The organism is Staphylococcus sp. AtHG25 (assembly GCF_003217445.1).
Taxonomy (GTDB): Bacteria; Bacillota; Bacilli; order Staphylococcales; family Staphylococcaceae; genus Staphylococcus; species Staphylococcus haemolyticus.
Genome location: NZ_QJSN01000013.1, coordinates 41,550 through 53,991, shown reverse-complemented (window position 1 = coordinate 53,991; position 12,442 = coordinate 41,550). Strand labels below are relative to the sequence as shown.

Below are 12,442 nucleotides of genomic sequence, written 5' to 3'. Positions count from 1 at the left end.
TAATAATTATAGAGGTAATTGTGCCATTTTTGTATTCAAACATAAAAATTGGACTGATGATTTTTAGTCATCAGTCCAATTTATTATAGAGCCATTAATTTCCAACTTTTTCTAATTTATTCATCATATCTTTATCCATTTGCTCGGTGACGTGGCTATATATTTCTAATGTTGTTTTATGGTCTGTGTGACCTACACGCTCCATTATAGCTTTAAGAGATACACCTAATTGCGATAATAATGATATGTGAGTGTGACGCATGGTGTGAGTTGTCACATGTTTTTCTATCCCTATATTTTGTGTAGCTATTTGTATGTTTCTGTTTATTGATGTGAGAGGTAGAGGGTTGCCTCTGTGACTTGTAAATATAAAACCTCTATCAACATACATGTTTTCCCATTGTATCGCTTTCTTATTTTCCAACATAACCTTACGCAAAATATCACAACTTCTAGTAGTTAAAGATATAGTACGATATGATGACGCTGTTTTTGTAGTATCTTTGAAACCTATTTTGTTACCATCTTTGTACCAGTGTATAGTGCCATCAATGAGAAGTTTCTTATTTTCAAAGTCAATATTATCGGGTTGAATTGCTAAGAGTTCGCCAATACGCATGCCATTTAATGCTTGAAATTCAACTATGTAAGCAGTAAATAAGTATGATCTTTTCATATAACTAGCACGCTTTTTATTTGCTATGCGTTTTAATTCTACAGCAATAGCCAGAATTTCAGCCATTTCTAAATAATTTTCACGTTTAGCTTTAATTTCTTCTCTTGTAGTCGCTTTTTTAGGCATAACAACATCATCTATGTATGATATATCAGTGATGTTATATTTCTTTTGAGTATATCGAAGTATATTTTTGATGATACTTAAATCGTCTTTAACTACTTTATGGCTTAGTCCATCTTTTAATGATGAGTTAATTAAATCTTGTATAACTTTAGCATTCATATTTTGAACAAGAATATCTTTGTCTATATTTCTTTTGATGTGAGCAACCTTATAGCTTTTAGTAGTAATAGTTGACTGTTTAGATCCAGATATTAATTTATAATGTTCAAACCACTCATCACATGCAGCATGGAAAGTTAGCGTCTTGAGTGTAGTAGGTGTCTTATCATTCACCTTTGCCTCTATACGCTCATTTAAGCGTTTCTGAGCCTCTTTTTGTGACTGCTTACCATTCTTATTAAGTACCACGCTAACACGTCGCCATTTATTTGTGAGTGGATCTTTATACTTCTCATAATAGCGATATTTAGTTTCACCATGTTTATTAGTAAATTTCTCATGCCACATGTGTAAGAGCCTCCTTAACATATTATGAATTTTTTCTCTTTTGTTTAATTATTCATCATCTTCTAGTAAGTTTGTTACATTAACTGTGATTTCTTTTGTTATAGGGTTGATACATACATCCTCTCCATAGCCTAATGATTTCACTTGAATAGTATCATTTACTAATTTTAATGCTATTTCAACATGTTGATAATCTTGCAAAATTAACAAAGTATCTTCATTTGTCACAACATCATGTGAGCCTTTTCCGTTAATAGTAACTTTCCAATCATTAAAGTACATTCTACATTTCTCCTTTAAATTAATTCATATTAAAGCGCCACTAGGGCGCTATTAATCGAAAGTTTGGTAGTTATAAATAACTTTCCCTATTACTTCGATTTCATCAATATGAGTCGTTGGGTACTTTAAGTCATTTATCAATGATTTTACATGTTCATCATTAAGCTTGTGTAAATCAAGTTTTTCCATCCCTCAATCTCCTTATTTATGTTGAAAAAGTAGAACACAATTAATCAATCAACCTTATTTCATCTTCATCGTAAGCATCAACAGAATGAGAAAGGTAAGCATGTGTTTTTAAAATCAATTTATTAGGATTAGTTTTAAATTCTAGTTCATCAATATTAAATTGGAAATGTTCAATTTCTTTGGTATTTTCACATATACTACGGTCTACATGTAAAGTAAATGTTTGTAATTCATTTTCTAAAATAGGAAATTGACTTCGCTTATCGGGATTATCATATCTTTCAATTAATGTAAGCTCAATTTGATTAATAGTTTGTTCAGATGCGCCGCTTTCTATGACCACGCTCCCGTCCAACACACCATTACTATGAACTTGTTGTGTTTTTAACACAGTGTTTATTTCTAATGATTCTATACCTATTGAAGTTAATAATTTTTCGAACATCTCAATTCCTCCTTTATTTATATTAAAGCACCACTAGAATGGTAAAATAATTAATCTGTGAAATGTTATTTTAGCTCTTTTTCAATTTTTTCACCCTTAGCTCTACCTTTATCATCCACTTCAGTTTTAGGATCTTTCCTTTTCTTTGTGCTATCTTCCACATCTTTAGTGTCACATGCTCCTAAAATTAATGTGCTTACGAAAATTAATGCTAAGAATTTTTTCATTCTACATTTCTCCTTTGTTTAATTTATATTAACTCGCCACTAGGATGCTAAAAGATAAGTTTTATATTCCTAAATAATGCGAAGATAAGTACTGCAGAAGGTAACCCATTAAGCAAAGCACCCCAATTGCAATAAAAATAATAGATATAGTTCTACAGTTATTTTTATAATATAAACCTTCATTTTGAGCTAAAAAGAAACTTAATATATACAAAATGGCACTTATTAAAAATATAATAATGATGAGTATTAACATAAAATCCTCCTTTATTTATATTATTATTCTTTCTCCAATCCTATAATTAGCATTATCACTACTGAAATAAGCATGAACGGTACAAAAATAGAAGTTACTAAAAACCCACCAATCATGATTAGGTAAAATTCATCAATCTTGAAGTTACCGAATTTCATAATACCTCTCCTAATTCATTTGTATTATTTCATTTAGTAGTTATTTAGATTAATTTCATGATTCCCATTTGTTTATTTTATTTTTTCTTTTTAAGTGATTGGATATTGTTTTGGATAGCAAACATTTTTAATTGCTTTTTATTTAACATAGATTCTTTTCTAAAATCATTAAAGTCTTTTTGTAGTTGTTCAATATCTTCACTTAAGTCAACCTGTTCTTGGGATAATTTAGTGACTAAAAATGAGTTGATGATTTCATTTATCATATTTTTATCATAATCATTTAATATTACACCGTTATAAAATTTTTGGTTTTCACTGTCTTTTAGATGAAATGCTATATCATTTATAGGCTTTTCTAAATTAATTAATTGTAAAGTTTTCTTATCATCCTCATATGCAAATATATTCTTGTTTTTATTTCTTTCATCTTTATTTCCAATTTTATTGTGCAAATCTTCATAAAAGGTATTGAAATCGTTATACAAATTTTCTAGTTCTTCATTATCAATATCGCTATCTTCAGCAGTTATAAAATTATTTAAAATATCTTTAATTTCACTGTCTATATCTTGTTTTGATTTAGATTGGTCGTTTATTTTTGAGTTTTTAAATCCTACTAATAACAAGAATAATGTCCTAGTGGTGGGGAATTTTCTTTTATTGTTCTCAAGTTTACTAATATAAGCATTTGATACTCCAGATAGTTTTGAGAGATTATTTACGGAAATATTTTCTTGCAATCTAATATCTTTTAATAACTTTGAAAATTTCATTCTGTCACCTCTAATCTATAATAAAACATATTGTACTTCGATACAAATAAAAATCAGTGATAACAATTCAATAAAAATTGTTGACAACAATACTTGAGAAGTGTTAACTTAATATTGTACTTTTAACTGTACACAGTTAACAATAACAAAAGAGGTGATAATATGAATAATAATTTAAGCATGCTAATGGGCAGAGATCGAGTAAGTGCCTTGAAATTAAGTAAAGAAACTGGAATTTCAAGAACTACAATTCATGGTTTATATCATGAAAGAACTAAAAACCCAGATATGCAAATTGTTATGAAGTTGTGTGACTATTTTAAAGTTACACCTAATGAGTTTTTTGGAATTAAAGAAAAAGAGGAGGCCTAAACTATGCCACATGTTAAGCTGCAAGATTTACCAACTCAAGAAAATGTAGTTACTGAACCTAAACAAGTGATAGTAAAGCCTATCATGGCAAAACCTAATGCCATTGCTAAGTTATTCGGAATTTCATACAGTTCAGTCAATCGTATTCTTAAAGAATATGATAAAGATAACCAAGGTGTAGAGGATCTATATTATAGTTTGTCGTCTACAATGACAGTTATCTCTATTGATGGCTTTAAAGAGTATTTAAGCAAACGTCATAAAGGTTGGCTTTAAATGGAGGTGATACAACATGGCTAAATTCATAGTCACACTAATGTTAATTTCAGTAATCTCATTCCTTAGTGGTTGGTTACTAGGAATACATGTAGCTTTCGCAATTTACATGTTAGGTAGTTTGATCGCAGTATTAAATATTGAAGAAAATGGAGGAGCAGTAAATGAAGATTAAAGAAAAATATCAATTATCAAAAGTAGTAAAAGTATTAGAGAAAGTGGTTTACAAAGATAATCAAAACGGAGAACTATTCACACCGAAACAAATGTTTCATTCATTCACGGAATATCGTTATGACGATACAGCATTTTATGAACATATGCTTAAACTTATTCACAAAGAGTTATTTAATATTCTTGCTGAACTGGATTTTGAAGATGAGGTATTTTCTATACTTGATGAAGTAACAATGACGTTAGGTAATGTCATGAATGAAGATAAAGAAGTTTATCATTACAGCGTAATTGATGATAAAGGTGAAACAAAATATACAACAGATCGTAAAGGACACATAGTCGGAATTTTAGAATGGGCGTTTGATTATATTGTAGGAAATATTGAAGTGGAGGAAATGGAATATGAATTGGGAAATGAAAAATTTACTTTGTGATTTAGAAATAGTAAAACAGAAAATTGACGATGTGATTACTTCTTTCGCATGGTTTGATGAAGAATATTTTACACACGAACCTAATCACGTATTAAGTATGGAAGAAATTAAGGGACACGGTTACAGATACCATGAACATAGAATACAAAACACGCAAACAATCGATTTAATGCTGATGTATATGAAGGAATTTAATGAATTAATCAACAAATTCCACGAAATAGAAAAAGCGTCATCTGATGTAAGTTTGGCGACAGAATCAGATAACGCTGAGTAAGTGCAATTTGCAAATCAAAAGCACAGGAATAATATACCATTTCTGTGCTTATTCTTAAAACATAAAACGAAAGGTTGATTAAATGGATGAAGTTTCTTTATATAAAAAACATTATCAATTCCATTCTAAATTAGATAATGTTGATACACCTAATTTATCTCGTATAAAAGAGATTAGTAAACGAATTTACTTTGCTGCAATTACAACAGAAAAACAAATTTTTAATAATAAAGGAAGTGTTTATCACCAAACAAAAGATGAATTTGCAGGTGATTACATTAATAACCTTACTTTAGATTATACCATAAAACCTAGAGAAATAGGTGCAGTCTATGGAACTATTTCTGTAAAAACAACAGTAGAGAACGGTGAGGAGAAGAAAGAGGCACATTTTAAGCCTAGTAAAACAAATAGCTATGCAAAGTTTATTATTGATCTAATTACTGAAAAAGTAATTTACTCAAAAGAATTGGATAGCTTTATCAAACTAAAAAATAATCAATATGAAATTATAGATAATACTAATTTTTCATTAGGGTATCCAGTAGACAATAAGTATCATATCAATGATTTTCTTGATGTAATGCTAGAGGTTTACAAAGAATATTTCATTAATGATTATCAATATAATATCTATCCTTACGCTATTGCAGGTAATGATTGGATATATAATTGCAAAGAATTAGAATTTGTAGATAAGAAAATTAATAGTAACGATTACTATATCATTAAATATGATGTATATAAGAAGAATATAAACATTAACTTAGCACAACAATTCTTTGACTTAGTAAGTGACAATGAACGCAGTAAGAGTAATTTAATGTTGGTGCATGCTTATACTATGTATCGAAAAATGAAACTTATTCAAGCTGAAAAATGGTTCTTAATTAAAGATTTTGGGAGATCTGGTAAAGGTTTGTTTATGGAAACTTTTGAGAAACTTCTAAATGTAAATAAAGTCAATTTTGATAGCTTATTATCATCTGGCTTTGAGGCTGTAAATGAATGGCTTAACTTTTATGGTGCAGATATTGCTCATGCAAATGAAACAGGTGAAATAAATAAAAGCATGATGAGAATATTACGCAAAATAGCTACTGGTGAGAATATATCAGGGCGTGGCATACAACGAAATAACGTTAAGTTTAAAAATAATGCAGTGTTAATCTTAGATACTAATGAAAGTGTTGATACTGGTGAAATTACTGCTAATAGAACACGTACAGTTAAGATTGCATTTAAGGATAGACCGAAGAACGAAACTGATGAAGAACGTTATAAAGTATTTAAACCATTTTGGGACTTTGTTAAGCCTAACGGGGAAAACTCAGTCAATGCGTCAGTATCATTTTTGATATTAAGTCTTGAGTATCTTAAACGAATAGGCAGGGAATTTAAGTTTAATAATGTAACACTTAAAAACTATTACACCGAAGATGAATTGACGGACACTCAAATCTTAATACTAGAAACATTATCTAAACAGGACTTCATCTTTTCAGGTGATGAGATACTACAAAAAACTATTGAAGAAGATTATAAAAATCTGAGATATAAAAAAGCAAAAGAAGATATGAAAAAAATAGGTGTAGCTATCAATAAGCAAAAATGGATAGAGGGACAAAATACTAAAGTTCATATTGTAGAAAATAAAGAACTATTCAAAATGGCTTTAGATTTAATTGAAACTTAAGTTAGTTTAACTCTTACTAACCTTTGTACTAACTTTGAAATCACTTTAATAACAGGCACTAACCTTTATAACTTAAATATTCTTTAGCATATTTTATGTATAAATAAATAGATGTATGTATAGAGAAAAGAAAGAGTTTAAAGGGTTAGTGTTCTATTGGAGGTATTCTCATGAAAATGTACAATGCAGCAAAGTATCTACTTAATAAAGATGTGCAAGTTGTACCCTTAAACGATAATAAAAAGCCAACAGTATCATTTAAGAATGTAACTATTGATGATGATTTTATAGATAATAACTTTTTAGCATATGCAAACACAAATGTATTAGGTGTCCTTACTCGAGGTTTATGGTGTATCGACATTGATATTAATCACGTAAACGGTGAAAGTGGCTTTGATAGTTTGAAAGACATTCCTTACTATGATGAGTTTGTTTCTAATGCACAAAATACGCTAGTGCAGACAACAGCAAGTGGAGGAAAGCATGTAATATTTAAAAAACGTGATGGCGTTGAATATGCTCAGAAAATAGGATATTTACCATCAGTAGACATTAAAGCACATGATAATAACTATTTTGTATTAGCTGGAAGTAAAACAGTTAAAGGGCTATATACAAGTAATAAGAAACCAGTAATCGCTTATGATGGTGAATTTGAAGATCGTATATTTTCAAAACGTGGGAATTACCTACAACAGACTATGGAAAAGTTCTCAGTAAAAAGTGTGTTGCCTAACCACAATTTCAATCATTTACAACATACTGGTAAAGGTGGACTAGGTAAAGAGGCATACAATCGTGTAATCAATGGTGAAAGCGTAGAACGTAATAATGATGTATATAAGGCTATTAGTTACGCATTACAATGTAACGTGGATATAGAGCCTCTAAAAGTAATTATTGGTGATATTAAAGCAAATGGTGATGAATTTACTTTAGAAGAGTGGGAGGCCTCATATAACAGTGCAAGAAACTCATTACGAATTTAATTTAGATGACGAATTAAGAAAACTAGGTTTATTAGTTGGAATATCCGAAGAAATGTACTACTGCTCAATTAGTCGCATATCAACATTGTATCTTGAAAACTTTGGGACAAAATGGGTAGCTTGGCGTGAAACTTACGATTTACAGAATAATAAAAGAGTATCGTATAGAACAATAGCAGATGGCAGTTTTGAATTAGTAGCTGCAAGAACTAAAAACTATTTAAATTACATTAAAAGAAAGCAGGGAATAAAATGAACGTTGAAATTATAGCAAATGAATTTGAAACTAGAGCAGCAACGCTATTAAGATATTTTACTGGACTATGTGAAAGTAGTTATAAATTACCTTTTGCATTTAAGATATATAACGATCCGTTTAATATTGTGTATCTAGTAAGTAAAGGTAAAATGTATGGTCATGTATTAATAAAAGATTGTGAAGTGAGAAAAACTTTTGAGATTGCCTCAGAAAAGCATACTGAGAGACTTATAGAGAGTATCGAGGGTCATTATGCAGGTTATGAAATACCAGATGGCACACATGACACTATAAGCGATATGATGGCTAGTTTCATGTTTGATAACGATTATTTCATGTATGGCCTAGAAACTTTTGCAGAAAGTAATAATAGTGACATGTTCGACTACATGAGTAAAGATTTTAATATAGATGAACTTGAGGGCGTTCAAACTAGTAATGCTGATGTGATAGGTAATATGGAAGCGTTGTACCAGTTAGCTACTGGAATTAATGAACCAGAACCAGAATTAGTTGAGGGCTTGAAAATTATTACTGAATTTATTCAGAATGAAAAGGCTAATGAAGATGATAGTAAAGTATTAATTGAACGATTAAATGAGTTGAAACACTCTTATTACAATGGAGTGAGCCAATGACAATAATTGATAAAGACATTAAAGACTTAAATCTAACTGATGATGTGTTGATAGAATTTCTAAAACTAAATGAAGAAGATTATACGCTAAATAGTAATGAATATGTATTGATAGATCATCATGATAATGTAGTAGGTAACTTATTGCCATTGGTCGTTGCATTAGATGTAAATAAATCATCTGTAACATGTGAGTATGTAGAAGTTGCTACTATTACTTATTATGAGAAAAGTATTATTCCAACTATTCCTTACAAGTGGGATAACAGCAAAGCTAAGTATATTAATATTTGCTTAGAATTAGAACAGGTAGAAAAACATTTTGAGTTTGCAGCATGGAAATTATATTGTGTGTTGAATGGTATCAATAAAAATAATTATGATAAGTATAAGTGGGTGCTAGAGAGAATTAAGAGAACGCCAGATGATATGCCTAATGTAGATATTCCGATAGGTCGAGCATTTGAAATTGCTCAATTACCTAAAAACTTGATTGAACATACTTATAACGTAAATGGTAAATCTAAACCGATTTATAAGATGAATATTAAACAGATTAAAAATTTAAAAGAATATGTATAAATTTATAGGTCATGCACTTAGTAGGTGCATGGCTTTTTTATATGTAAATCGTAATTGTTAAGATTTGTTAATGATTTTAGATTGAGTTTAGGTAAAAGGGAACACTAGTTCTATAAAAGAAGGTGTGTGAAATTGTATGAAAAATAGTATAAACGCTTTATTTATAGTGTTAAATGGAGTGTTAAGAAGTTATATAAACGTTATAAAAATAAGAACATACGTTTGTAATTTGAGTGTAAATTTAGTATAATAGAGTTGTAGGGAACTCCTGCACAATCGAAAGGAGTAATAGTGGAATTGTTAAGCATTAGATGATTGTATTAACTAAAAATAAAATGGAGGTTCACAATGCCCACTATTATAAAAAATGAATTAACGAATGATCATATTAAGGTGTTAAATGTATTACGCAACACTAAGCACAATATTATTACTAAACAAAATATATTCAATCAATTGAATATGGAGTTTACTAAAAACAATGAAAGATGGTTACAACATACTATTAATAGTTTAGTTGTAGATTATGGTTATCCAATCGGATATAGCTATAAGAAAGATACTAGGGGTTATTTCTGGATAAAGTCGAAAGAACAAAAAGAATTGGCCTTACTAAGTATTAAGCGTCATATTGAGGGCAGTATGAAACGATATGAGGCACTAAAGAAAACTGAGATTTAAGGTGATGTAGTGAGTGCAGCGATTGAAATTATTCAAGAGAAAGTTAGCGATTACGAATTGTTCACTAGATTTAATACTTACTACATTCAATCAAAAATAGCACTCATAGAAAGTGATATAGAAGATATGTATAACCGAACTACACCTAGCTTATGTAGTGATACGGTATCAGAAAACATTTACTATGAGAGTTATTCCGTTGAAAATCTAGTAATCGCTATATTAGAAGAACGTCAGAAATTGGAACGGTATAAGAGTAGAAGTCAAAGAGATTTAAACGCCTTTTATACTGTTCTAGGGCGTTTCTCTACTAAAGAACAAAAGTATATAAAAACTATATTAATACACGCTCAGAGGCTCATATGAATGTGATAGAGCGTTTTAAGATTGAACTATACAAATATATTCAAACAAATAGAAATGAGCGTAATAAAGGTATAGAAAACAATTATTCATATATAAATGACAAGCATCAAAAATTAAAGACTTATCCTCATAAGTTGACGCTTAACCAAGAGAAAGCACTCAGGGAAAAAGAAGATGGTGCTACTGAAAAGAATATGAATAATGATGAGTTTGAAGCAAAGTTGAATGATCTAGATAAGAAATCATTTAAAGAATTTATTTATAACAGAAATGAAAATAATATCGACTTTGAGAAAGTCTTAATATTGCTGCAAACTATACCGAAAAGATTACCACAAAAAGAGATCAAAAAGCCATATAACTACATAAGAGAAATAGGCTTAAATACTAATTGAAACGAGGGACTTAATTGAAAACTGCAAAATATTTTGATGAATACAACGAATATGTCACAGGTCAAAGAGAGAATATCAATAAAATTGAAAATGAGCGTCAAGAGTTATCGCAACGAATTAAAGAAGATAAAGCAAAGTATAAAGAATTAATTGCTAACTCACAAGATGATGAGGCTGACGCACTCTATACTACATTTGATAGTAATGAGAAGAAATTGAAAGCCTTAGAGAAACGCTTATCGACTAAAAAAGAAGTATTTGATGAGGCTAGACGTAAAAAGGCGATTGAACTAATTAAACATCAAGCAGATTTACCTCATTTGTACAAAAAGGATAAAGAACGTATATTAGCAAAATTCAAGCCAATTATTGAAGAATTTAACACAGTATTAACTGAAATTAATGATTTAAATGCTAAATACGAAGAAGAGTATAACCGTTACACTATTCCATATCATAGAGAAAACTTTGATGAAGATGATGAAGTAAAAAGGGAATTGCGAAATCACTTTAGAGATATTCTATACAGTCCATACATTACAGGTATAGAATTACCATTCACAGATCAATACAATCATAAACTTAAATTTAGAGGTGATAAATAATGACTAGAAAACACAATTTAGATAAGGTATCCAATCACATCATGTTAGAAACTGATTTGTCAGATAAAGATCGTGATAAATTATTAGATGTCGTTGAGGCTCAAATTAACCAAAATAATAATGAACAACGTAGAAAAGAATTATCACAAAAATCAAAAAGAGATGTAAGTCTTATGCAGATGGCTAGAGAAAATCGCATTATCAAAGGTTAATATCATACACGCCTATCCTTAGCGATAGGCTCATTTTATTTGTGAGGTGCATACATGAACCTTAAAAGAGTAAACTACTCACTATCCTATTATGAAACTAAAATATCTGAATATACTTTACTAACTGAGTATAACCCTAAATTTATTAATACCAAGATTAAGGCCATCACTATACAAATAGAGATGATGTATCACTTAAATATCTCACATATGACTACAAATGATGTTCATGGCGTTGTATCAATATCCTATCCACTAGAAAAGTTAGTGATTGATATTATAGGTGAAAAAGAAAAATTGAAATGTTTCAAAACAAAATCGAATAGAAATATGCAGCAATTAAAACAAGTTATTAAGCGATATACACCAGGTGAACAAAAAGAAATCATGTATTATATGCAGTCCAATGGTTCGACAATAGATTATGACCTCATAGAACGCCTACAACGTGATTTATACAAGCTAAGACATGCAAATAAACAGAAAGTAAATGTAAGGGCATGAGTTACGACAGAGAGGCTATTAAGCAGTTTATATGTGACTACTCAAAAGAGAACCATAATACTACATATAATGATAAAAATACCAATATAGATGATTTCTTTTCACTGAGTGATGAAGTCGAACCCTTTGAACTAAGTGAGAATACTAGTAAGCAAGTATTCTTTAATGAACTGGATCAACTTATTTATGTAGTAGGGACTAGAAGGGAATACTACATATTTTTCTTACTATGTGAAGGGAAATCTATGAATGAAATCGCAAAGATATTTGAGTTAAGTAGAGAAAGAATACGTCAACTATGGAATGATTTATTAGACAAATTAGAGGAGGGATAA

24 protein-coding genes are annotated in these 12,442 nt (G+C 29.6%); 17 read left to right on the top strand and 7 right to left on the bottom strand.

Translation table 11 applies throughout. The annotated features are described in order from the left end of the window. Positions 1–94: 94 nt before the first annotated feature. The 7 genes from BDW31_RS09875 to BDW31_RS09855 form a co-directional block, all read right to left on the bottom strand. Positions 95–1,309, bottom strand: coding sequence for a tyrosine-type recombinase/integrase (locus BDW31_RS09875; protein WP_110709610.1), 1,215 nt, complete (start codon positions 1,307–1,309; stop codon positions 95–97). A 48-nt stretch (positions 1,310–1,357) separates the two neighbouring features. Beyond that, complete coding sequence (locus tag BDW31_RS09870; protein ID WP_037551762.1) at positions 1,358–1,591, bottom strand: hypothetical protein; 234 nt, start codon at positions 1,589–1,591, stop codon at positions 1,358–1,360. Positions 1,592–1,642: 51 nt separating this feature from the next. After that, entirely contained in the window at positions 1,643–1,780 is a 138-nt protein-coding gene (locus BDW31_RS12510) for a hypothetical protein (protein ID WP_176743793.1), read from the bottom strand. 40 nt (positions 1,781–1,820) lie between these two features. Beyond that, the gene (locus BDW31_RS09865; protein WP_053023591.1) at positions 1,821–2,225 is read right to left on the bottom strand and encodes a sporulation protein; all 405 of its coding nucleotides are present in this window, start codon (positions 2,223–2,225) and stop codon (positions 1,821–1,823) included. A gap of 65 nt (positions 2,226–2,290) precedes the next feature. After that, positions 2,291–2,452 carry a hypothetical protein gene (locus BDW31_RS12505; RefSeq protein ID WP_176744458.1) on the bottom strand — a complete coding sequence of 54 codons (162 nt, stop codon included), beginning with the start codon at positions 2,450–2,452 and terminating at the stop codon, positions 2,291–2,293. A 279-nt stretch (positions 2,453–2,731) separates the two neighbouring features. Then, the gene (locus BDW31_RS12770; RefSeq protein ID WP_256268614.1) at positions 2,732–2,866 is read right to left on the bottom strand and encodes a hypothetical protein; all 135 of its coding nucleotides are present in this window, start codon (positions 2,864–2,866) and stop codon (positions 2,732–2,734) included. 77 nt (positions 2,867–2,943) lie between these two features. Then, positions 2,944–3,642, bottom strand: a complete 699-nt coding sequence (locus BDW31_RS09855) for a helix-turn-helix domain-containing protein (RefSeq protein WP_053023590.1) — start codon at positions 3,640–3,642, stop codon at positions 2,944–2,946. 162 nt (positions 3,643–3,804) lie between these two features. On the opposite strand from BDW31_RS09855, the gene BDW31_RS09850 reads away from it, so the two are divergent. From BDW31_RS09850 to BDW31_RS09780, 17 genes are all read left to right on the top strand, one after another. Further along, entirely contained in the window at positions 3,805–4,014 is a 210-nt protein-coding gene (locus tag BDW31_RS09850; RefSeq protein ID WP_053025272.1) for a helix-turn-helix domain-containing protein, read from the top strand. 3 nt (positions 4,015–4,017) lie between these two features. Continuing rightward, positions 4,018–4,290, top strand: coding sequence for a helix-turn-helix domain-containing protein (locus tag BDW31_RS09845; protein ID WP_053023588.1), 273 nt, complete (start codon positions 4,018–4,020; stop codon positions 4,288–4,290). 16 nt (positions 4,291–4,306) lie between these two features. Beyond that, entirely contained in the window at positions 4,307–4,465 is a 159-nt protein-coding gene (locus BDW31_RS12500; protein ID WP_176747284.1) for a hypothetical protein, read from the top strand. A gap of 91 nt (positions 4,466–4,556) precedes the next feature. Further along, positions 4,557–4,901, top strand: a complete 345-nt coding sequence (locus BDW31_RS09840) for a pathogenicity island protein (protein ID WP_370863313.1) — start codon at positions 4,557–4,559, stop codon at positions 4,899–4,901. Beyond that, a complete protein-coding gene (tscT, locus tag BDW31_RS09835) occupies positions 4,870–5,178 on the top strand; it encodes a type II toxin-antitoxin system toxin TscT (protein ID WP_053022415.1) in 309 nt (102 codons plus the stop codon). The genes BDW31_RS09840 and tscT overlap by 32 nt, the downstream gene beginning before the upstream one ends. Positions 5,179–5,260: 82 nt before the next feature. After that, on the top strand, positions 5,261–6,874 hold the full coding sequence (locus BDW31_RS09830; RefSeq protein WP_110709609.1) for a phage resistance protein: 1,614 nt from the start codon (positions 5,261–5,263) through the stop codon (positions 6,872–6,874). Between the two features lie 170 nt (positions 6,875–7,044). After that, entirely contained in the window at positions 7,045–7,866 is an 822-nt protein-coding gene (locus BDW31_RS09825) for a bifunctional DNA primase/polymerase (RefSeq protein WP_053023584.1), read from the top strand. Continuing rightward, the gene (locus BDW31_RS09820; RefSeq protein WP_053023583.1) at positions 7,841–8,122 is read left to right on the top strand and encodes a hypothetical protein; all 282 of its coding nucleotides are present in this window, start codon (positions 7,841–7,843) and stop codon (positions 8,120–8,122) included. Before BDW31_RS09825 ends, BDW31_RS09820 begins: the two co-directional genes overlap by 26 nt. Further along, positions 8,119–8,763, top strand: a complete 645-nt coding sequence (locus BDW31_RS09815) for a pathogenicity island protein (RefSeq protein WP_053023582.1) — start codon at positions 8,119–8,121, stop codon at positions 8,761–8,763. Before BDW31_RS09820 ends, BDW31_RS09815 begins: the two co-directional genes overlap by 4 nt. Then, positions 8,760–9,344 (top strand): hypothetical protein, encoded by a 585-nt coding sequence (locus BDW31_RS09810; protein ID WP_053023581.1) that lies wholly within the window; start codon positions 8,760–8,762, stop codon positions 9,342–9,344. Before BDW31_RS09815 ends, BDW31_RS09810 begins: the two co-directional genes overlap by 4 nt. A 348-nt stretch (positions 9,345–9,692) precedes the next feature. After that, positions 9,693–10,025, top strand: a complete 333-nt coding sequence (locus BDW31_RS09805) for a hypothetical protein (protein WP_020477383.1) — start codon at positions 9,693–9,695, stop codon at positions 10,023–10,025. A gap of 9 nt (positions 10,026–10,034) precedes the next feature. Beyond that, a complete protein-coding gene (locus tag BDW31_RS12495) occupies positions 10,035–10,391 on the top strand; it encodes a hypothetical protein (protein WP_257643515.1) in 357 nt (118 codons plus the stop codon). Then, entirely contained in the window at positions 10,388–10,786 is a 399-nt protein-coding gene (locus BDW31_RS12765; RefSeq protein ID WP_257643514.1) for a hypothetical protein, read from the top strand. The genes BDW31_RS12495 and BDW31_RS12765 overlap by 4 nt, the downstream gene beginning before the upstream one ends. A 14-nt stretch (positions 10,787–10,800) precedes the next feature. After that, complete coding sequence (locus tag BDW31_RS09795) at positions 10,801–11,391, top strand: BAR domain-containing protein (RefSeq protein ID WP_053023579.1); 591 nt, start codon at positions 10,801–10,803, stop codon at positions 11,389–11,391. Then, positions 11,391–11,603 carry a hypothetical protein gene (locus BDW31_RS09790; protein ID WP_002476277.1) on the top strand — a complete coding sequence of 71 codons (213 nt, stop codon included), beginning with the start codon at positions 11,391–11,393 and terminating at the stop codon, positions 11,601–11,603. Before BDW31_RS09795 ends, BDW31_RS09790 begins: the two co-directional genes overlap by 1 nt. A gap of 54 nt (positions 11,604–11,657) precedes the next feature. Beyond that, positions 11,658–12,107, top strand: coding sequence for a pathogenicity island protein (locus tag BDW31_RS09785; RefSeq protein WP_053025274.1), 450 nt, complete (start codon positions 11,658–11,660; stop codon positions 12,105–12,107). Continuing rightward, entirely contained in the window at positions 12,104–12,442 is a 339-nt protein-coding gene (locus tag BDW31_RS09780) for a sigma-70 family RNA polymerase sigma factor (protein WP_053025275.1), read from the top strand. Before BDW31_RS09785 ends, BDW31_RS09780 begins: the two co-directional genes overlap by 4 nt.